The organism is Hydrogenophaga sp. T66 (assembly GCF_057219855.1).
Genome location: NZ_JBXVVX010000001.1, coordinates 924,075 through 943,235, shown reverse-complemented (window position 1 = coordinate 943,235; position 19,161 = coordinate 924,075). Strand labels below are relative to the sequence as shown.

Below are 19,161 nucleotides of genomic sequence, written 5' to 3'. Positions count from 1 at the left end.
AGGAGATCCCGATGAACGCCACCCATGTCCTTCGCCGCTGGCTCGCCGGCGCGTCCCTCGCGCTGCTCGCCGGCGCGGCCCAGGCCCAGGCCTTCCCCAGCAAACCGGTCTCGCTCGTGGTGCCCTACCCCGCGGGCGGCCTGTCCGACGTGATCGCCCGCGGCGTGAGCACCACGCTGTCGCGCCAGCTCGGCCAGCCGGTGGTCGTGGAGAACACCGCCGGCGCCAGCGGCTCCATCGCGGCGCAAAAGCTGCTCAACAGCCCCGCCGACGGTCACCAGATCTTCCAGGGTTCGCCCAACGAACTCATCCTCGCCCCGCTGGCGATCGCGTCCATCAAGTTCAAGAGCGAAGACTTCCGGCTGGTGCAGATGATCGCCACCGCCCAGATCGCCTTCCTCGCCCGCAAGGATATCCCGGCCAACACGGTCGACGAGCTGCTCGACCACGCGCGCAAGGCCGCCGCGGCTGGCCGCCCGATCACGTTCGCCAGCGTCGGCCCCGGCTCGTTCTATCACCTGCTCGGTGAGCACCTGTCGAAGGTCACCGGCATCCCGATGGTGCACGTGCCCTACAAGGGCGCCGCCCCCGCGGAGCAGGACCTCATGGCCGGCCAGGTCGACATCTTCCTCGCGCCCTACGGCAAGAAGTACGACGAGATGCACAAGCAGGGCCGCGTGAAAGTGCTGGCCATGCTCAACAGCCAGCGGCTCGACGGCGTGAAGGACTACCCGGCGATCACCGAAAGCAAGGCGCTCAAGGACTTCCAGTTCAACATCTGGACCGGTTACTTCGTGCGCAAGGACACACCGGAACCCGTGGTCGTGGCGCTGCACAAGGCCATCACCGACACCCTGTCCGACCCGGCCGTGCGCACGCACCTGGAAAACAACAGCCAGCTCGTGGCCGCGCCGCTGCCGCTGAAAGCCGTGGACAAGGCCTACACCGACGGCATCGCACAGTTCCGCGGCATCGCCCGATCGATCAACCTGCAGGCGCAATAACCCCCGGGGACGCGCGCCGAGGGTGCGCATACCCCACCCGCCACGGTTATCATCGTGGCCTCCTCCTTCGGGAGGGCACCGCATCGGGAGAGCCCGGCCTGTTCGCAGGCCGGCGCCGAAGGAGCAACCGCCCCGGAAACTCTCAGGCCCCAGGACCGGTCGGTGCAGTCAGTCAGACTCTGAAGAGCGACCGGTGTCGTCATCCGGTCCACCGCAGGAGCAAGCGGCGCCCCGCGCCGCGAATCTCTCAGGTTCCAAACAGAGGGGGCGTCCACCCGGTCATCCGGGCCGGGCGGACTGTCCATTCCCCCGACGTGTTCTGGAGCCTGCTTCCATGTCCTCGATCGCCATCATCGGCGGCGGTATCACCGGCGTCACCACCGCGTACGCCCTCGCCCGCCGCGGTTTTTCCGTCACCCTGTTCGAGCGCCATCGCTACCCGGCGATGGAGACCTCCTTCGCCAACGGCGGCCAGCTCTCGGCCAGCAATGCCGAGGTGTGGACCCACCCGTCCACGCTGTGGAAAGGGCTGAAATGGATGTTCCGCCCGGACGCGCCGCTGCTCGTCAACCCGCGCCCCACCTGGCACAAGCTCAGCTGGTTTGCCGAGTTCGTGGCCAGCATCCCGCGCTACCGCGACAACACGGTCGCCACCGCGCGCCTGGCGATCGCCGCGCGCCAGCACCTGTTCGCCTGGGCCGAGGCCGAGGGCATCGACTTCGACCTCAAGCGCGAAGGCATCCTGCACATCTACCGCGACCGCGCCGGCTTTGACCACGCCGCCCGCGTGAACGCGCTGCTGGCTCAGGGCGGTCTGGAGCGACGCGCCGTCACCCCCGACGAGATGAAGGCCATCGAACCCACGCTGGCCGGCCGCTACCACGGCGGCTTCTACACCGAGAGCGACTCCACCGGCGACATCCACCGCTTCACCGTGGGTCTGGCCGCCGCCAGCGAGCGCCACGGCGTGGTGATGCAGTGCGACACCGACATCGAGCGCGTGGCCAGCGACGGCCGCGATGCCCGGGTGTGGCTGCGCGGCGAGGCCGACGCGCGCCGCTTCGACGCGCTGGTCGTGTGCGCCGGCGTGGGCAGCCGCGCGCTGGCCGCCCAGCTCGGCGACCGCATCAACGTCTACCCGGTCAAGGGCTACTCGATCACCGTCAACCTGCTCGACGAAGCCAGCCAGCAGGCCGCGCCGACGGTGAGCCTGCTCGACGACGAGACCAAGCTGGTGACCAGCCGCCTGGGCGCCGGCCGCTTCCGCGTGGCGGGTACCGCCGAGTTCAACGGCGTGAACCGCGACATCCGCGCCGACCGCATCGAGCCGCTGGTGCGCTGGGTCAACCAGTGCTTCCCCGGCGTGAGCACGCGCCAGGTCGTGCCCTGGGCCGGCCTGCGCCCGATGATGCCGGACATGATGCCGCGGGTCGGCCCCGGCCGGCAGTCCAACGTCTTCTACAACACCGGCCACGGCCACCTCGGCTGGACCCTGTCGGCCGCCACCGCGCAGGCCACGGCCGACGCCGTCAGCGGCTGGCAGGCCGCGCGCGAGCCGCGACTGCACGCGGTGCCGCCGCGGACCGCGCCCGCCGCCTGACGCGGCCCGTCGCCCCGCCGGCCGGGGACCAACCCCGAGCCGGTCAGGGCTCTGTGGGGGCCACTACACTGCGCTCCTCCGTGGCCCCCCGATGAATTCCCCCGCCGTCCGCGTGCTCAGCGTCATCCCCCCGATGACGCAACTCAACACGCCCTACCCCTCCACCGCCTACCTCACCGGCTTCCTGCGCGGTCGGGGCATCGACGCGGTGCAGACCGACCTGGCGCTGGCCCTGGTGCTGCGCCTGTTCACGCCGGCCGGGCTCGACACCATGCGCGCCCACGCGCTGGCCAGCCCCGAGGCCGAACGAAGCGCCTCGCTGCACGCCTTTCTCGACCAGTTCGCCCGCTACCGCCGCACCATCGGCCCCGCGATCGCCTTCCTCCAGGGCCGCGACAGCACGCTCGCCCACCGCATCGCCGCGCGCGAGCTGCTGCCTGAGGGCCCGCGCTTCGCCGCGCTGGCCCAGTACGAACACCTGGACGACGGCAGTGGCGATCCGCTGGGCTGGGCCTTCGGCGTGCTGGGCACGCACGACCGGGCCCGCCACATCGCCACGCTCTACCTCGACGACCTCGCCGATGTCGTCCGCGACGCGCTCGACGAGCGCTTCGCCTTCGTGCGCTACGGCGAGTCGCTGGCCAGCAGCCAGCCCAGCTTCGATCCCTTGGCGCAGGCGCTGGCGGCACCCACCACCCCGGTGGACGCCCTGCTGCAATCCCTCGCGGTCGACGCGGTGGATCAACACCGCCCGACCCTCGTGCTGCTGTCCGTGCCGTTCCCGGGCGCGGTGTACGGCGCCTTGCGCATCGCCCAGGCGGTCAAGGCCCGATGGCCCGAGCTGCCCATCGCGCTGGGCGGCGGCTACGTCAACACCGAGCTGCGCGAACTCCAGGAACCGCGCCTGTTCGACTTTGTGGACTACGTGACGCTCGACGCCGGCGAGCGCCCCCTGCTCGCGCTGATCGAACACCTGCAAGGCCGCCGCGGACCGCAGCGGCTGGTGCGCACCTTCCGGCGGGACGACACCGGCACCGTGCGCTACGTCAACCTCGCCGAGCCGGACGTTGCGTTTGAAGACGTGGGCACGCCCACCTGGGACGGCTTGCCACTGCGCGACTACCTCAGCCTCGTGGACATGCTCAACCCGATGCACCGGCTCTGGAGCGACGGGCGCTGGAACAAGCTCACCGTGGCCCACGGCTGCTACTGGAAGAAATGCAGCTTCTGCGACGTCGGCCTGGACTACATCGGCCGCTATGAAACCGCGAGCGCCAGCACCCTGGTCGACCGCATCCAGCGCATCGTCGACGAAACCGGCCAGACCGGATTCCATTTCGTCGACGAGGCGGCGCCGCCGAAAGCGCTGAAAGCGCTCGCCGAGGAGTTGCTGCGCCGCGACCTGGCCATCAGCTGGTGGGGCAACATCCGCTTCGAAAAGACCTTCACCCCCGACCTTGCCCAGCTGCTGGCCGACAGCGGCTGCATCGCCATGAGCGGCGGCCTGGAGGTGGCCAGCGACCGGCTGCTTGCGCTCATGAAAAAGGGCGTGACGGTCGAGCAGGTGGCGCGCGTGACCAAGGGCTTCAGCGACGCAGGTATCCTGGTGCACGCTTACCTGATGTATGGCTTTCCCACGCAAACGGTGCAGGACACGGTGGACGCGCTCGAATACGTCCGCCAGCTGTTCCTCCACGGCTGCATCCAGAGCGGCTTTTTCCACCGCTTCAGCTGCACCGTGCACTCCCCGGTGGGGCTCGACCCCGCGGCGTACGGCATCTCGCTGATCCCGCTGCCGCCGGTCACCTTCGCCAAGAACGACATCGGCTTCATCGACCCCACCGGCGTCGACCACGACGCGCTCGGCATCGGCCTGCGCAAAGCGCTCTACAACTACATGCACGGCACCGGGCTCGACGAAGACGTCCGTGCCTGGTTCGACCACCTGCCCCACCCGGTCCCCAGACCGACGGTGAAGAAACACTTCATTGAGCGCGCGCTGCGCCCCGCGACGGCGCGCTGAACGCCCACCCATCTGGCTGTCGGCCCACCACCATGACCCTGAAGATCACCGTGTATTCCAAGTCCGCCTGCCCGCAGTGCGATTCGGCCAAGCAGTTGCTCAAGGCCCGCGGGCTTGATTTCGAGGAAGTGAAGATCGATGACGAGGCCGAGCGGCTCGCGTTCTACGCGAAGTGCGGGCCTTCGGTGCGGCAGATGCCGCAGATCTTCATCAACGACCAGCGCGTGGGCGGGCTGGCCGGCTTGCAGGCGGCGCTGGCCCAGCTCGGGCGCTGAGGCCGGCCGCCGACGCGAGGCCGATCAGGACGATTGACCCGGCGCGGGCGGCGTGGTGTCCACCTGGCCGTTTTTCACCGGCAGCGTGGCGCCGGGTTTGAAGCTCGTGCGCACCACGCCTTGCTGTTCGCCGTAGCGGTAAGTCACGTCGTAGCCCAGCAGGCGCTCCGTGCGTTCGTTGACCACCTTGCAGCGGCGCTCCATCGTGGTGACGGTGTCGTTGCGCTGCATGTTTTTCTGCACCTGGTTGCCCGCGTAACCACCCGCCACCGCGCCGGCCACGGTGGCCACGGTCTTGCCGCTGCCGTTGCCCACGGCACTGCCCAGCAGGCCGCCAGCCAGACCACCGACCACCGTACCGGCCACGCGGTGCTGGTCCTGCACCGGCGCCTGGCGGCGCACCGCGACCTCCTCGCAGCGCTCGCGCGGGGTGACCACCGTGTCAGTGACTTCCTTCACGGCGACCACATCGGCCACCTTGGGTTTGGCCAGGGTCTGGTAACCACCGACCGCACCGGCGCCGAGCACCACCATGGCCAGACCACCGATCGCCATGCCTTTGAACATCGAAGCGTCCATGCGCTACCTCCTTCGGGTTGGGATGGCGCAGCCTAGCGGGGCCGGCGCGCGGGCCGGTTACCGGAGGTTTCGCGGCGAGGGCCGCGGATACACCCGCTCACAAGACTTGGGCGGGCGGTGACACAGCGCACCCGGGTGGCGCGCTGCGGCGCTCACGTGGCGTCGAGCAGGACCCAGCGGGCGTGGTCCTCCAGCAGCTCGCTGCCCCAGCCCGGTCCGTCGGAGGGCACGCGGTAGCGGCCGCGGGTTTCGCGCGCCACCCAGCGACCCAGCGCGGGCGCCCACCACAGCGTGTCGTCGCGGGTGGTGGTGGCACGGCTGTGGTCGTCGTGCTGCAGGCGGATCAGGCGGTCGACGCGCCAGGTGTCGAAGGTGCCGGCCGGCACGGACACGCGCTCACGGCCCGCCACGACCAGCGAGGACTGGATCCAGAAGGCGAACGAGCCGCCGTCCATGCGGTAGCGGGTGTGCTCGGTGGGGCGCCGGCCGGGGCGCTGCGGGTCGGTCACCCACAGCGCCAGCGGCTGCTCCAGGTTGAGCGGGTAATCCCACACGGCTTCGCGCTGCACGCGGCCCCAGCCAGCGTGGATCTCGGCAGGCAAAGCCTGGCCGCTGAGCGCGGAACGGCGGTCGATCACCGCGCGCTCATGCATGGCGCCCGCTGCACTCACCGTCTCGACGATCTCGTCGGTGACGGCGCTGTTGAACGCGTTGAGCCGCCGGTAGCGCCACCGCTGGCCAACGGCCGGCGCCCGCAGCACGGCATCGCCCGCCGCCGTGTCCAGCGGCCGGCGGTCCAGCGGTGGCAGGGGTTGCAGGGCGCAGCCGGCGGCGGGCAGCGCGGCGGTGGCGATCAGCAGGTGTCGGCGGGACACGGTCATGGCGTTCTCCCCGGGAAGGATGGTGGTGCGCCCGCGGGCGCTCAGGCAGCCCCGGCCGCGATCTGGCGCAGCGCCTGCTCAAACACGGCCGCGGGTTGTCCGCCGCTGATGAGATGGCGTTCGTTCACGATCACCGCCGGTACCGAATGGATGCCGTGGCTGGTGTAGAAGTTCTGCCGCTCACGCACGGCCTGCACGTATGCGCCGCTGGCCAGCACCCGCGCGGCCTCGTCGGCGTCCAGACCGGCCTCGCGCGCGCAGGCCACGAGCACGGCCGGGTCGGCCATGGGTTCGCGCCGCGTGTGGCAGGCCGCGAGCAACGCTTTCTTGAGCGCGCGCTGCTGACCGGGTGCGCCGGTCACGGCGGCCCAGTGCAACAGGCGGTGCGCGTCGAAGGTGTTCCAGATGCGACCGCGACCATCGGGGTGGAAGGCAAAGCCGACCTCGGCGCCGCGGGCCCGGATCGTGTCGCGGATCTGCGCCTGCTGGGCCGGGGTGGAGCCGTACTTGCGCGTGAGGTGCTCGCCAATGTCTTCGCCCGCAGGGCCCATGGCCGGATTCAGCTCGAAGGGCTGGAAGGTGAGGGTCGCGTCCACCTCACCGGCGAGCGACTGCAGCGCCTGCTCCAGCGCGCCCAGCCCGACCGCGCACCACGGGCAGGACACGTCGGAGACGAAATCGATGGTCAGGGAAACAGGCTCAGAGGGGGACGGCGTATTCATGCGCCGATTCTCGCGCTGCGGCGCGCCCGAGCGGTCCGTGGGGTCGGTGACAATCGACGCTCCCCCACCGATCCGCCCGCCCGCATGACCGACCGCTACGCCGTGATTGGCCACCCGATTGGCCACAGCAAATCGCCCCAGATCCACACCGCGTTCGCCGCGGCAACCGGACAAGACCTTCGTTACATCGCGGTCGAGGCGCCGGTCGACGGCTTTGCCGACACCGTGGCGCGGCTGCGGTCGGAAGGCTTCCGCGGCGTGAACGTGACCCTGCCCTTCAAGCTGGAGGCGCGGGAGCTGGCCACGTACCCGAGCGAGGCCGCCGTGCTGGCCGGCGCGGCGAACGCCCTGCGCTTCGAGGGAGGGCGCATCGAAGCGGAGAATTTCGACGGGGTGGGTCTGGTGCGGGACATCGGTGTCAACCTCGGCCACGCGATCGCCGGGCGTCGTGTGCTGCTGCTGGGCGCGGGTGGCGCCACGCGCGGCGCCATCCTGCCGCTGGCGGCGGCGCGCCCGGCGGTGCTGGCGGTGGCCAACCGCACCGCCGAGCGGGCCCACGCCCTGCGGGCCGACTTCGCGGGCCACGTCGCCCTGCGGACGGGTGGCTTCGACGACCTCGCCGGCCACGCCTACGACATCGTGATCAACGCCACTGCGGCCGGCCTCAGCGGCGACGCCCTCGCGCTGCCCGATGGCGTGTTCGCTCCCGGCGCGCTCGCCTACGACATGGTGTACGGCAAGGGCCTCACGCCCTTCCTGCGCCAGGCGCGGGCAGCGGGCGTGGCGGCGGTGGCCGACGGCGTGGGCATGCTGGTCGAGCAGGCGGCCGAGGCCTTCGCCTGGTGGCGCGGCGTGCGGCCCGCCACACCGGCGGTGATCGAGCAGATCCGCGTGCCGCTGGTTTAAGCTGTTTGACTTCGGAGATCCGCCCATGCCCGCCATCCTGTTGCTCAACGGCCCCAACCTCAACCTCCTCGGCACCCGAGAGCCCGCGGTGTATGGCGCCACCACGCTGGCCGACGTCGAGGCCCGCTGCCGCGACACCGCACAGCGGCTGGGCTTCACGCTGGAGGCCCTGCAGAGCAACCACGAAGGCGCGCTGATCGACGCGCTGCACGCCGCCGGGCGCCGGTTCCAGGCTGGGGAGCTGGCCGGCGTGGTGTTCAACCCCGGCGCCTTCACCCACACCTCGGTGGCCTTGTTCGACGCCATCAGCGGCGTCAAGCCGATGCCGGTGATCGAGGTCCACATCAGCAACGTGCACGCCCGCGAGGCCTTCCGCCACCATTCCTACGTGTCGCCGGCAGCCGCCGGCATCGTGGTGGGCTTCGGCGTCGATGGCTACCGGCTGGCCATCGAAGGGCTGGCGGCTCGCACCTGAGCCCCGGCTCGCGCCACGCGGCGCATCCGCCACTGGGCTCACGAACTGATGGCCGTCGGTGGGCGGTGGGCAGAGGATCGGGACCTCTGCCCCTCCACCATCATGTACGCCCAACTGACCTACGCCCCGCAGCAGCCGCTGCCCTGGATCGCCCAGTTCTTCGCGATCACCGACGTCACGACCCATCTCGACCAGGGTGCCGCCGGTTACCGGAAAAAGCTGATCCAGGTGATCCTCGCCACCGATTACCCGGGGCTCGATGCCGCGGAACGCACCCGCATCGACGGGGAGGCTGCGGCGTTGCTGTGCAGCCTGCCGGCGGAGGGCAAGAAGCCCGGCATGCGCGAAGCGCTGCAATTTGAGGCTTACCTGGCGCTGGCCCATTTCAGCGAACCGCCGGCGTTTCGCGCGCAGCGGGAGCAGGCCATCCAATCGATCGTGGATCGATACCTGGGATGGCAGGGCGACCAGGTGTTCTATCCCCGAGCGCCGCAGGCCGGCAGGGAAAGCCTGCTGACGCAGCTCCGGCAGCACATCGGCGCACTGGCCCGGCATGCGGTGCTGGTCCCCGATGCGCTGCAAGACATCATGCTGCAAACCGTGGTGCTCGAGGCGGGTTGCCAGAACGTGTGGATAAACGAAGCGCACGCCTTTCCCAGCCTGTTCGAGGTCATCGCGCCCCTCCAACGGCAACTCGGCTGGGGGATCAAGACACCGACCGGCCAGGTGCTGTACGAAACCGCCTTGTCGCTGGAACACGCGCCGTCGGCGGACTACCTGAACACGCTGCGCGCCCTGACGCCCGCCGTCATCAAGCGGATCGTGGAGGAGTCCATGACGCAACTGACCGCACGACTGGCCACCCACCTGCCCGCGACGCGCTGCGCGGTTGTCTGGCGCAGCCTGCAGGCGGTCAACGCCCTGGGCGCGGGCGCGGTCGCGCAGGCGGACGATCGGGAAGATGTCGTGAGGAAAGCGGTCGACGACGAGCTCAGCCTCGTGCAGCAGCGACTCAAGGCGGTCGCCAGCGCCAGCTTCGCGGCCCTGGCACGCGGTGTTCGCATGGACGCAACCACCCTCAAGGCCAACCGCCAGAGCGAACAGCGGTGGCGAAACGACATCGCACGCGCCGAGCGGGACGGCCCACCGCGCACCCAGGCATCGCCACACGCGCCAGCCGGCGCCTCCGGAGCCCCCACGCCGACGGCGCTGGCATCGTCCCCGTCGGATCCGGTTCACGCACGGTCTGTCGAATGGCTGGTGCGCTGGATCAGCCAGGATGACGCGCCAGACGGCGCGCGCAGGCCCCTGGACAGGCCGCGGATCGCGGCGGCGGTGAATGCCACGCGGCGGGCGCGGCGGACCGCGCCAGCGGCACGCGCCGAGCCCCAGGCCAACCCACCACAGGAAGCGGACAGCGCCGCCGATGACTGGACCGACGCCGACGTCGAGGAGGTGATCGATGAGGGACTGCGAGACACCGTCCGGTTCGTTCGGGATGAGCTGCGGGACACCCTCGAACGCGCCCAGCTGCTCGGCGCGGCTCCCGCTGCGCTGGCCGACTGCCAGGCGCACCTGGAACGCCTGAGCCCATCGATCGAACAGCCTCGCCTGGATGAAGTCAGTGCCCGGCACGATGTGGCCGCCGCCGAGGACGCGCTCAGGGCGCTGCGCGCCGACCTGCGGGCGATCGTCGTGGCCCAGCAGTTCCGTCAGCGCTTCGACCGCGCGCTGCGGGAGGCGCTGCGCTCCGAGGCTTTGATCTGCGGCAAACGGGTGGGCGGCGTGATCAAGTGCCGCGTACCCGACGAGGCCTGGGCCTGGGTGAAGGACACCTACGGCGCGACCTTCCTGCCCGTGGACAGACTCGACTTCGGCGACGGCCTGCCCGCGCCCCTGGGTGACGACCGGGCGCTGGCGCTGTATGTCACCGGCAGCAGCACCAGCGGCTATTCGTTCAACGTGTCGGTCCACCTGTGGATACGGCGGGCCGGACGACCAGGAAACGCCAGCGCGCAGGCGGTCTGGGGATCGCCGATGAACCACACCGACTGGGTGGACACCCGCGTCCCCTGCGCCGTGCTGCACGTCGAGCGGATGCACTGAGTTCACCGGCCCCCGGCCGGGCCGGCCGGCGCCGCGTCCGCCGCGCGACACCCCGGGGGACACGTGTCCCCCGACGCGCCGGGACAATCGGGCGGTGCACACCCGCCATTTCGTCCAGCTGCTCGGTCTGTCTGCCCTGTGGGGCGCGTCCTTCCTGTTCCTGCGCATCGCCAGCCCCGCGCTGGGGCCGTGGGTGCTGGCCGGCGGGCGCATCGCGCTGGCCACGCTCACGCTGGCGCTGATCATGCGCGCCTTGCGACACGACTGGCCCTGGGCCCAGTGGCGCGAACTCACGCTGCTCGGGCTGCTCTCGGTGGCCGCGCCGTTCCTGTTGTACGCCTGGGCCGCGCTGCGGCTGCCATCGGGCTACAGCGCGTTGCTCAACACCACGGTGGTGCTGTTTTCCTGCCTCGCCAGCGCGGCGCTGGGCGAAGACCGCCTGCGGCTGCGGCAAGTGCTGGGCTGCGCCTGCGGCTTTGCCGGCGTGGCGCTGATTGTGCGGCTGGGTCCGGTGCAGCCCGACACGCCCACGTTGCTGGCCGCACTGGCCTGCCTCGGCGCGGCCGCGTGCTACGGCCTGTCCACGCCGCTGATGAAACGCGCCACGACGCGCCTGGCCCCCCTGTCGATTGCGGCTGGCATCCATGCCGCGTCGCTGGTCGTGGTCACACCGGGTGCGCTGTGGATGCTGCCGGCCGCCCAGCCCACGCCACTGGCCCTGGGCGCGATGGCGGTGTTGGGCGTCGTGACCTCCGGTCTGGCGTACTGGATCCACCTGCGGCTGATCCGCCACGTCTCGCCGGTGGCAGCCGCCAGCCCGGCCTTCCTGATCCCGGTGTTCGGCGTGACCTGGGGACACTGGCTGCTGGGCGAGGCGGTGTCGCCGGGCATCTTTGCCGGTGGCGCGCTGGTGCTGCTGGCCACCGCGCTGGTGACCGGCTTCATCCCCTGGCGCCGAAGCGGCGCTGCAGCGCCCACAGCCTGAGCGCGCACATCGCCGCCACCACCGCGCAAGCCGCGGCCAGCCAGAAGACGCTGGCCAGCCCGGCGGCCGAACTCAGCAGTCCGCCGCCCACGCCGCCCACCACGCCCGGCAGGCCATAGCCCACCACCGTGTACAGCGCCTGCCCGCGGCCGCGCAGCGTGCCCGGGAAATGGGCGGTGATCCAGGCGATGCAGACCGTGTGGTGCGCGGCGAAGGTGATGGCGTGCAGCGCCTGCGCCAGCACCAGCACCCCCACCACCTGCGGCCAGCCCGCGGTCATGCCCATGCGCAGCGCCATCAGCGCCGCGGCCAACACCAGCCAGCCGGGCAGCGTGAGCCGCGGCAGCCAGCGGCCCTGCGTGAAGAACCACGCCACCTCGATCGCCACCGACAGCGCCCAGAGCAGGCCGATCACGGTCTTGCTGTAGCCCAGCGAGTCCAGGTAGAGCGACAAAAAAATGTAGATGAAGATGTGGGCGAGGATGTGGAAGAACACCGCCGCGAAGAACCAGCGCACCCGCCGCTGGCGCAGCACCGGCGCGATGCGCGCGCGCTCGTGCACCGGCACCACGGGTTCGCGCGCCGACGGCAGGGCCCAGGCGCTGAGCGCCACCGCCGCCAGCGTGGCCAGCGTCCAGCCCGGAAAGCCGCCCAGGCCGAAGTGCTCGAACCACGCACCTGCCAGCACCACCGTCACCAGAAACCCCAGCGATCCCCACACCCGCACGCGCCCGTAGCGGGCGGCGTCGAACGCGCCTTCGCGGCTGACCACGGCGGCCAGCGCGGCCTCGCTCATGGGCATCATGCCGCTGGTGTGGGCGAACATAAGCAGCAGCACGACGAACACCCCGGTCATGCCCAGGTCGAACCACAGGCCCAGCGACACCACCAGCGCCGCGGTGGCGCCGTACCGCAGCAGCCGCACGCGGTCGCCCGTGTGATCGCTCAGCCACCCCCAGCCGTAGGGCGCAAACAGGCGCGTGGCCGATTGCACCGAGGTCAGCACGCTGATGGCCAGCAGGCTGAAGCCCAGGTCCTTGAGCCACAACGGCAGGTAGGGATTGAAGAAACCGATGTGCGCGAAATAGCTCGCGCTCAGGGCCGAAAAGGCCAGCAGATGGTGACGCTGCGTCACGCGCGCTCCCGAGAAGCCCGACGGCGGTGTCGACGCGCCCGTGGCTCAGCCGCGGCCGCGGGCGGCGATGTCGGGTGTGGGCGGCGTCACATCGCCGCACTGCGCGCGGTGGCGCAGCGCGTGGTCCATGACCACCAGCGCCAGCAGCGCCTCGGCGATCGGCGTGGCGCGGATGCCCACACAAGGGTCGTGGCGACCCTTGGTGATGACCTCCGTGGCCGTGCCCCCGGTGTCGATGGTGTCGCGCGGCACCAGGATCGAGCTCGTGGGCTTGATGGCGATCGACACCTCCAGGTCCTGGCCGGTGCTGATGCCACCGAGCACACCGCCGGCCTTGTTGGCCGCGAAGCCATCGGGCGTGAGGCTGTCGCCGTGGGTGCTGCCGAGGTCGGTCACGCTGGCGAAACCGGCGCCGATCTCCACGCCCTTGACCGCGTTGAGACCCATCATCGCGTGGGCGATGTCCGCGTCGAGCCGGTCGTAGAGTGGCTCTCCGAGGCCCAGCGGCATGCCGGTGGCGGTCACGCGCAGGCGCGCGCCGCAGGAGTCGCCGCGCTTGCGCAGGGCGGTCATGTAGTCCTCCAGCGCCGACACGTCGGCCACCGGGGCAAAGAAGGGGTTGTTGGGCACGTGGTCCCACGACTCAAAGGGAATCGCCACCTCGCCGATCTGCGTCATGCAGCCGCGGATGTCGACACCGAAGCGCTCGCGCAACCACTTGCGCGCCACCGCGCCGGCCGCCACGGTGGGCGCGGTCAGCCGCGCCGAACTGCGTCCGCCGCCGCGCGGGTCGCGGATGCCGTATTTCTGCCAGTAGGTGTAGTCGGCGTGGCCCGGGCGGAAGGTGCGCAGGATGTCGCCGTAGTCCTTGCTGCGCTGATCCGTGTTGCGGATCAGCAGGGCGATGGGCGCGCCGGTGGTGAGCCCCTCGTAAACGCCGCTGAGGATCTCCACGGCATCGGGCTCGTTGCGCTGGGTGACGAACTTGCTGGTGCCGGGGCGGCGGCGGTCCAGATCGGTCTGGATGTCGGCCTCGGTCAGCGAGAGGCCCGGTGGGCAGCCGTCGATCACGCAACCGATGGCCGGGCCATGGGATTCACCGAAATTGGTGACGCAAAACAGGGTGCCGAGTGTGTTGCCGCTCATGCGGCCCGATTATCCCCGAGCGCCAGGTGCCGTCTCGCCCGCCGGCTCTTCCTCGGGCCAGTCGCGGATGTAGGCCTTGAGCATCTTGTTCTCGAAGTTCTGGCTGTCCACGACCGCCTTGGCCACGTCGTAGAAACTGATCACGCCCATCAGCATGCGGTTGTCCATGACCGGCATGTAGCGGGTGTGTTTCTCCAGCATCATGGGACGCACCTGCTCCAGCTCCGTGCCGGGCGTGCAGCTCATGGGGTGGTCGTCCATCACCGTACGCACCACCTTGCCGCCGAGCTGGCCGCCGTTGCGGGCCAGGGTGTGGATGACCTCGCGGAAGGTCAGCATGCCCACCAGCTCGCCGTGCTCCATCACGGCCAGCGAGCCGATGTCGTACTGGGCCATCGTCTCGACCGCCCGTTCCAGGGTTTCATCGGGGGACACGGTGTAGAGCGTGCCGCCCTTGACGCGCAGGATGTCGCTGACTTTCATGTGGTGCTCCTCGGGGCCGCGGTGTCGCCCGCGCAAACGATGGGGAGGCCAATATAGCCCACAATAAAACGCAAAACCACACCGAGGAACCCCGCCATGGCAGGCCACGCCGACCCCGGCTTTGACACGCTCGCGCTTCACGCGGGCGCCAGCCCCGACCCCACCACGGGCGCGCGCGCCGTGCCCATCCACCTCACCACCTCGTTCGTCTTCGAATCGAGCGACCATGCCGCGGCGCTGTTCAACCTGGAACGCGCCGGCCACGTCTACAGCCGCATCAGCAACCCGACCAACGCGGTCTTCGAGCAGCGCATGGCGGCCCTCGAAGGCGGCATCGGCGCCATCGCCACGGCCAGCGGCCAGGCGGCGCTGCACCTCGCGGTGGCCACGCTCATGGGCGCCGGCTCGCACATCGTGGCCAGCACCGCGCTGTATGGCGGCAGCCAGAACCTGCTGCACTACACGATGCGCCGCTTCGGCATCGAGACCACCTTCGTCAAGCCGGGCGACATCGACGGGTGGCGGGCGGCCGTGCGGCCCAACACCAAGCTGTTTTTCGGCGAGACGGTCGGCAACCCGGGACTGGACGTCCTGGACATCCCGACGGTCGCGCAGATCGCCCACGAAGCCCGGGTGCCGCTGCTGGTCGACTCGACCCTGACCACGCCCTACCTCGTCAAGCCGCTGGAGCTGGGCGCCGACCTCGTCTATCACTCGGCGACCAAGTTCCTCAGCGGCCACGGCACGGTCATTGGCGGCGTGCTGATCGACGGGGGCAGCTTCGACTGGGAAGCCGCCGGCCACTTCCCCGAACTCAGCCAGCCCTACGAAGGCTTCCACCACATGGTGTTCACCGAGGAATCCACGGTGGGCGCCTTTCTGCTGCGGGCCCGGCGCGAGGGCCTGCGCGACTTCGGCGCCTGCATGAGCCCCCACACCGCCTGGCTCATCCTGCAAGGCATCGAGACGCTGTCGCTGCGCATGGAGCGCCACATGAGCAACACCGAGAAGGTGGTGCAGTTCCTGGCGAGCCACCCGCTGGTCGGCCGCGTGGGCCACCCGCTGATCGAGTCGCACCCGAGCCACGCGCTGGCCAACCAGCTGCTGCGCTTCGGCGCGCGCGGCGCGGGCTCGGTGTTCAGCTTCGACATCCGGGGCTCGCGCGCTCAGGGCCGCGCCTTCATCGAAGCGCTGAAAATCTTCAGCCACCTGGCCAACGTCGGCGACTGCCGCTCGCTGGTGATCCACCCCGCCAGCACCACCCACTTCCGCATGAGCGACGAGGCCCTGGCCGGCGCCGGCATCGGCCCGGGCACCATCCGGCTGTCGATCGGGTTGGAAGACGCGGACGACCTGATCGACGACCTCAAACGCGCGCTCAAGGCGGCGGAAAAGGCAGGTGCGTGATGGAACTCACCGTCAATGGCGCCACCACCTACTGCTACACCGGCGGCAAGCCTTTCGACGCCGCCAAACCCACCGTGGTGTTCATCCACGGCGTGCTCAACGACCACAGCGTCTGGATTCTGCAAAGCCGCTACCTTGCCCACCACGGCTTCAACGTGCTGGCGGTGGATCTGCCGGGGCATTGCCGCAGTGGCGGCGAGGCGCCGGCGTCGGTGGAAGCCGCAGCGGATTTCATCGGCGCGCTGCTGGACGCCGCGGGCGTGGCGCGCGCGGCGCTCGTGGGCCACAGCTGGGGCTCGCTGATCGCGCTGGAAGCCGCCGCGCGGCTGGGCGAGCGCATCACCCATCTCGTGCTGGTGGGCACCGCCTTCCCGATGAAGGTATCTCCGGCGCTCATCGAGGCGTCGCTCCATGAGCCGGAGAAGGCGCTGCGCATGGTCAATGTGTTCAGTCGCAGCACACTGGCAGCGCCCCCCTCTGCCTTGGGTCCGGGCACCTGGGTCTTTGGCGCCGGCATGGCGCTGGGCCGGCGGGTGCTTCGCAGCAACCCGGTGGTCAACGTGTTCCACCGCGGCTTCGTCGCTTGCGACAGCTACGCCAATGGCGAAGCCGCGATCGCCGCCGTCGCCTGCCCGGTCCTGTTCGTGCTGGGCGAGCAGGACCAGATGACCCACCCCAAGGCCGCACAAAGCCTGATCCGTGCCGCGCAGTCCGCGGGACGGCGGTTCACCGTCGCCACGGTGCCGGTGGGTCACCACCAGATGACCGAGGCGCCGGACGCCACGCTGGCCGCGCTGCTGGCTTTCCTTCGGCAGGGTTGACGGGGTGGCAGACAGCGGCGACCGCGGGCCGGTGACCGCTGGCGCGATCACCCCGCCGATGAGCGCGCGCCGGGCCGCCGTCATCGCGCAAGACTTCGACCTGCGCGCCCTGCCGGCGGACTTCCTGGCCAACCCGTACCCCGTGTACGCCGCGCTGCGCGAGCGCAGCCCGGTGCGGACGCTGCCCGACGGCTCGGTGTTGCTGACGCGCTGGGCCGATCTCGTGGCCGTGTACCGCGACGCGGCCACCTTCGTGTCCGACAAGCGCGAGGAATTCGCGCCCAAGTACGGTGCCGGCTCGCCGCTCTACACCCACCACACCACCAGCCTGGTGTTCAACGATCCGCCGCTGCACACCCGCGTGCGCGGCCTGATCATGGGCGCCCTTACGCGCCGCGCGATCGCCGACATGGAGGACGGCCTGGTGGCGCTGGTCGACCGCCTGCTCGACCGCCTCGCGATGCAGGGCGGCGGCGACCTGATCGAAGACTTCGCGGCGGCCATCCCGGTGGACATCATCGGCAACCTGCTCGGGGTGCCGGTGGACGAGCGCGGCCCGCTGCGCGAATGGTCGCTGGCCATTCTGGGTGCGCTGGAGCCGACGCTCACACCCGCCCAGGCCGACCGGGGCCACCGCGCCGTCACCGACATGAGCGACTACCTGCGCACGCTGGTGGCGCGGCGCCGGCGCGCCCCGGGCGACCCGCGCCACGATGTGCTGACCCGCCTGATCGAGGGCGAGTCAGGCGGCGAGCGCCTGAGCGAGACCGAGCTGCTGCAGAACTGCATCTTCCTGCTCAACGCCGGGCACGAGACCACCACCAACCTCATCGGCAATGCCCTGGTGGCGCTGGCCGAACACCCCGCAGCGCAAGCCCGGTTGCAGCACACCCTCGCCGAGGCCGACCCCACCGCCGCCCTGGACCGGGCGGTCGACGAGTTCCTGCGTTTCGAGTCGTCGAACCAGCTGGGCAACCGCCGGGCGGCGCGCGACGCCGTGGTCGGTGGCGTGGCCTTGCCGGCGGGCACGCGGATCACGCTGGGCATTGGCGCGGCCAACCGGGACCCCGCGGTGTTTGACGAACCCGACACGCTGCGCCTGGACCGCGAGCCCAACCGGCACCTCGCGTTCGGTTTCGGCATCCACCAGTGCGCCGGCCTGAGCCTGGCGCGGCTGGAGGGGCGGGTAGCGATCGGGCGGTTCCTCGCCCGGTTCCCGGGCTGGCGGCTCACCGCCACGCCCACGCGCGGCGGCCGGGCGCGCTTCCGGGGCTTTCTGGCGGCGCCGTTCAGCGCGGGATGACCGGCGCCGCGGCAGCGTCAGCCTGCGCCCGTGGCGGCGCGTCCGGCGGCAGCAGGCCGGTGGTGATCGCCTCGGCCAGCGACAAACCGGTCCACTGGCTGCGATCCCAGAAGCGCAGGGTGCTCGGTTGTCGGGCCAGCAGCAGTCGTTCCACCAGCGGCGCCACCGGCGTGTCCACCGGGTCCACCAGCAACACATAACGCTCGCCCGGCTCATCCAGCCGGCCCAGCCAGTCCAGCGCCACCATCACCGCCACCGGCTCCTCGAGCTGCAGCGCGTCCACGCGCAGGGCCTGTGCCAGCGCGGCCAGACTGAGGCCGCGCGGCGCATCCGTGCCCCCCGGCCGGAGGCGCTCCACCACCTCCAGCGCCAGCTGAAAGCGCCAGCCCGGGGTGTCGCCGCGCCGCGCCACGCCGGTGAGCAGGCTGGGCAGGTAGGCCGAGACGACCGCACCCAGCAGCACGATCACCCACGCCACGTAAAACCACACCAGCAGGATCGGCACGGTCGCGAAGGTGCCGTACACCACCGAAAACGTGGGCACTTGTTTGATGTACCAGGTGAGCGCGCCCTTGGCAAACTCCAGCGCCACCGCCACAAACCCACCGCCGACCAGGGCGTGGGTCCATTGCACCCGCGTGTTGGGCACATAGCGGTACAACGCCGCCACGCCGCCGGCCACCAGCACAAACTGCAGCGAATCCAGCAACAGCCGCGCGGTGCCGGCAAAACTGCCATTCACGCTGCGCGAGGCCGTGAGCGCGTAAGAGGTGACCGCCACACTGCCGGCCAGCAGCAGCGGCCCCAGGGTGAGCACCGCCCAATACACCAGCACGCGCTGCGCCAGCGGCCGGGGCTGGCGCACGCGCCAGATGTCGTTGAGTTTGCGGTCGATCGTGAGCACGAGCGCCAGCGCGCTGATCAGCAGCACGATAGCGCCAGCCGACCCCATCTGCCCCGCCTTGGCCGCAAACTGGCTGAGGTAGGTGAGCACCTGCCGCGCGATGTTCTCCGGCACGAGGCTCTGCACCAGCCAGCGCTGCAGCGTGATCTGCAGCCGGTCAAACACCGGGAAAGCGCTGAACACGGCCAGCACCACGGTGAACAGCGGCACCAGCGCGATGGTGGTGGTGAAGGTCAGGCTGCTGGCGGTCACCCCCAGCTGGTCTTCGCGGAAGCGCTCGCGCAGCGTGAGCGCGGTGTTGCGCCACGGGAAATTCAGGGCATTGCGCCAGAAATCGCGCAGCAGGGATTCGGCCGCGGCGCGCCGCTCGGACAGGTTCATCCCGGTATCATGCCAGCCCACTTTA

General features: G+C 70.5%; 18 protein-coding genes and 2 riboswitches. Of the genes, 11 read left to right on the top strand and 7 right to left on the bottom strand.

All coding sequences use genetic code 11. The annotated features are described in order from the left end of the window. Positions 1–11 precede the first annotated feature (11 nt). The 4 genes from AC2D80_RS04415 (at position 12) to AC2D80_RS04400 (ending at position 4,902) form a co-directional block, all read left to right on the top strand. Positions 12–1,004, top strand: a complete 993-nt coding sequence (locus tag AC2D80_RS04415) for a tripartite tricarboxylate transporter substrate binding protein (RefSeq protein WP_484631761.1) — start codon at positions 12–14, stop codon at positions 1,002–1,004. Between the two features lie 74 nt (positions 1,005–1,078). Further along, positions 1,079–1,172, top strand: a riboswitch (glycine riboswitch). A gap of 1 nt (position 1,173) precedes the next feature. Continuing rightward, positions 1,174–1,276: riboswitch (glycine riboswitch) on the top strand. 62 nt (positions 1,277–1,338) lie between these two features. Continuing rightward, positions 1,339–2,604, top strand: a complete 1,266-nt coding sequence (locus AC2D80_RS04410) for a D-amino acid dehydrogenase (protein WP_484631760.1) — start codon at positions 1,339–1,341, stop codon at positions 2,602–2,604. A gap of 91 nt (positions 2,605–2,695) precedes the next feature. After that, on the top strand, positions 2,696–4,627 hold the full coding sequence (locus AC2D80_RS04405) for a B12-binding domain-containing radical SAM protein (RefSeq protein ID WP_484631759.1): 1,932 nt from the start codon (positions 2,696–2,698) through the stop codon (positions 4,625–4,627). A 32-nt stretch (positions 4,628–4,659) separates the two neighbouring features. Then, entirely contained in the window at positions 4,660–4,902 is a 243-nt protein-coding gene (locus tag AC2D80_RS04400) for a glutaredoxin family protein (RefSeq protein WP_484631758.1), read from the top strand. A 24-nt stretch (positions 4,903–4,926) separates the two neighbouring features. Here AC2D80_RS04400 and AC2D80_RS04395 read toward each other — a convergent pair whose 3' ends face one another. The 3 genes from AC2D80_RS04395 to AC2D80_RS04385 all read right to left on the bottom strand — a co-directional run bounded on the left by AC2D80_RS04395 (position 4,927) and on the right by AC2D80_RS04385 (position 7,084). Further along, positions 4,927–5,481, bottom strand: coding sequence for a glycine zipper 2TM domain-containing protein (locus AC2D80_RS04395; protein WP_484631757.1), 555 nt, complete (start codon positions 5,479–5,481; stop codon positions 4,927–4,929). Between the two features lie 152 nt (positions 5,482–5,633). Then, entirely contained in the window at positions 5,634–6,362 is a 729-nt protein-coding gene (locus tag AC2D80_RS04390) for a hypothetical protein (RefSeq protein ID WP_484631756.1), read from the bottom strand. Positions 6,363–6,403: 41 nt separating this feature from the next. Then, the gene (locus AC2D80_RS04385) at positions 6,404–7,084 is read right to left on the bottom strand and encodes a DsbA family oxidoreductase (RefSeq protein WP_484631755.1); all 681 of its coding nucleotides are present in this window, start codon (positions 7,082–7,084) and stop codon (positions 6,404–6,406) included. A gap of 84 nt (positions 7,085–7,168) precedes the next feature. Between AC2D80_RS04385 and aroE the strand changes: the two genes are divergently transcribed. From aroE to AC2D80_RS04365, 4 genes are all read left to right on the top strand, one after another. Continuing rightward, positions 7,169–7,990, top strand: a complete 822-nt coding sequence (gene aroE / locus AC2D80_RS04380) for a shikimate dehydrogenase (protein ID WP_484631754.1) — start codon at positions 7,169–7,171, stop codon at positions 7,988–7,990. Positions 7,991–8,015: 25 nt separating this feature from the next. Beyond that, positions 8,016–8,465, top strand: coding sequence for a type II 3-dehydroquinate dehydratase (gene aroQ, locus AC2D80_RS04375; RefSeq protein WP_484631753.1), 450 nt, complete (start codon positions 8,016–8,018; stop codon positions 8,463–8,465). Between the two features lie 102 nt (positions 8,466–8,567). Beyond that, entirely contained in the window at positions 8,568–10,571 is a 2,004-nt protein-coding gene (locus AC2D80_RS04370) for a hypothetical protein (RefSeq protein ID WP_484631752.1), read from the top strand. A gap of 94 nt (positions 10,572–10,665) precedes the next feature. Then, positions 10,666–11,556, top strand: coding sequence for a DMT family transporter (locus AC2D80_RS04365; protein ID WP_484631751.1), 891 nt, complete (start codon positions 10,666–10,668; stop codon positions 11,554–11,556). Here the strand turns inward: AC2D80_RS04365 and AC2D80_RS04360 are convergent. From AC2D80_RS04360 to AC2D80_RS04350, 3 genes are read right to left on the bottom strand one after another with little or no spacing between them, the layout of a single operon-like run. Continuing rightward, complete coding sequence (locus AC2D80_RS04360; protein WP_484631750.1) at positions 11,513–12,691, bottom strand: MFS transporter; 1,179 nt, start codon at positions 12,689–12,691, stop codon at positions 11,513–11,515. The two genes, AC2D80_RS04365 and AC2D80_RS04360, sit on opposite strands and share 44 nt — an antisense overlap. A gap of 45 nt (positions 12,692–12,736) precedes the next feature. Beyond that, positions 12,737–13,837, bottom strand: a complete 1,101-nt coding sequence (aroC, locus tag AC2D80_RS04355; protein ID WP_484631749.1) for a chorismate synthase — start codon at positions 13,835–13,837, stop codon at positions 12,737–12,739. A 9-nt stretch (positions 13,838–13,846) separates the two neighbouring features. Further along, complete coding sequence (locus AC2D80_RS04350) at positions 13,847–14,320, bottom strand: CBS domain-containing protein (protein ID WP_484631748.1); 474 nt, start codon at positions 14,318–14,320, stop codon at positions 13,847–13,849. Positions 14,321–14,416: 96 nt separating this feature from the next. Here AC2D80_RS04350 and AC2D80_RS04345 point away from each other — a divergent pair, with 96 nt between their 5' ends. Genes AC2D80_RS04345 through AC2D80_RS04335 form a run of 3 tightly spaced genes read left to right on the top strand, consistent with a single transcriptional unit; the run spans position 14,417 to position 17,851 of the window. After that, positions 14,417–15,727, top strand: coding sequence for an O-acetylhomoserine aminocarboxypropyltransferase (locus AC2D80_RS04345; protein ID WP_484631747.1), 1,311 nt, complete (start codon positions 14,417–14,419; stop codon positions 15,725–15,727). Continuing rightward, on the top strand, positions 15,727–16,548 hold the full coding sequence (locus AC2D80_RS04340) for an alpha/beta fold hydrolase (protein ID WP_484631746.1): 822 nt from the start codon (positions 15,727–15,729) through the stop codon (positions 16,546–16,548). Before AC2D80_RS04345 ends, AC2D80_RS04340 begins: the two co-directional genes overlap by 1 nt. A gap of 58 nt (positions 16,549–16,606) precedes the next feature. Then, positions 16,607–17,851, top strand: a complete 1,245-nt coding sequence (locus AC2D80_RS04335; RefSeq protein ID WP_484631745.1) for a cytochrome P450 — start codon at positions 16,607–16,609, stop codon at positions 17,849–17,851. Here AC2D80_RS04335 and AC2D80_RS04330 read toward each other — a convergent pair. Then, complete coding sequence (locus AC2D80_RS04330) at positions 17,838–19,136, bottom strand: YihY family inner membrane protein (protein WP_484631744.1); 1,299 nt, start codon at positions 19,134–19,136, stop codon at positions 17,838–17,840. The genes AC2D80_RS04335 and AC2D80_RS04330 overlap by 14 nt on opposite strands. Positions 19,137–19,161 lie beyond the last annotated feature (25 nt).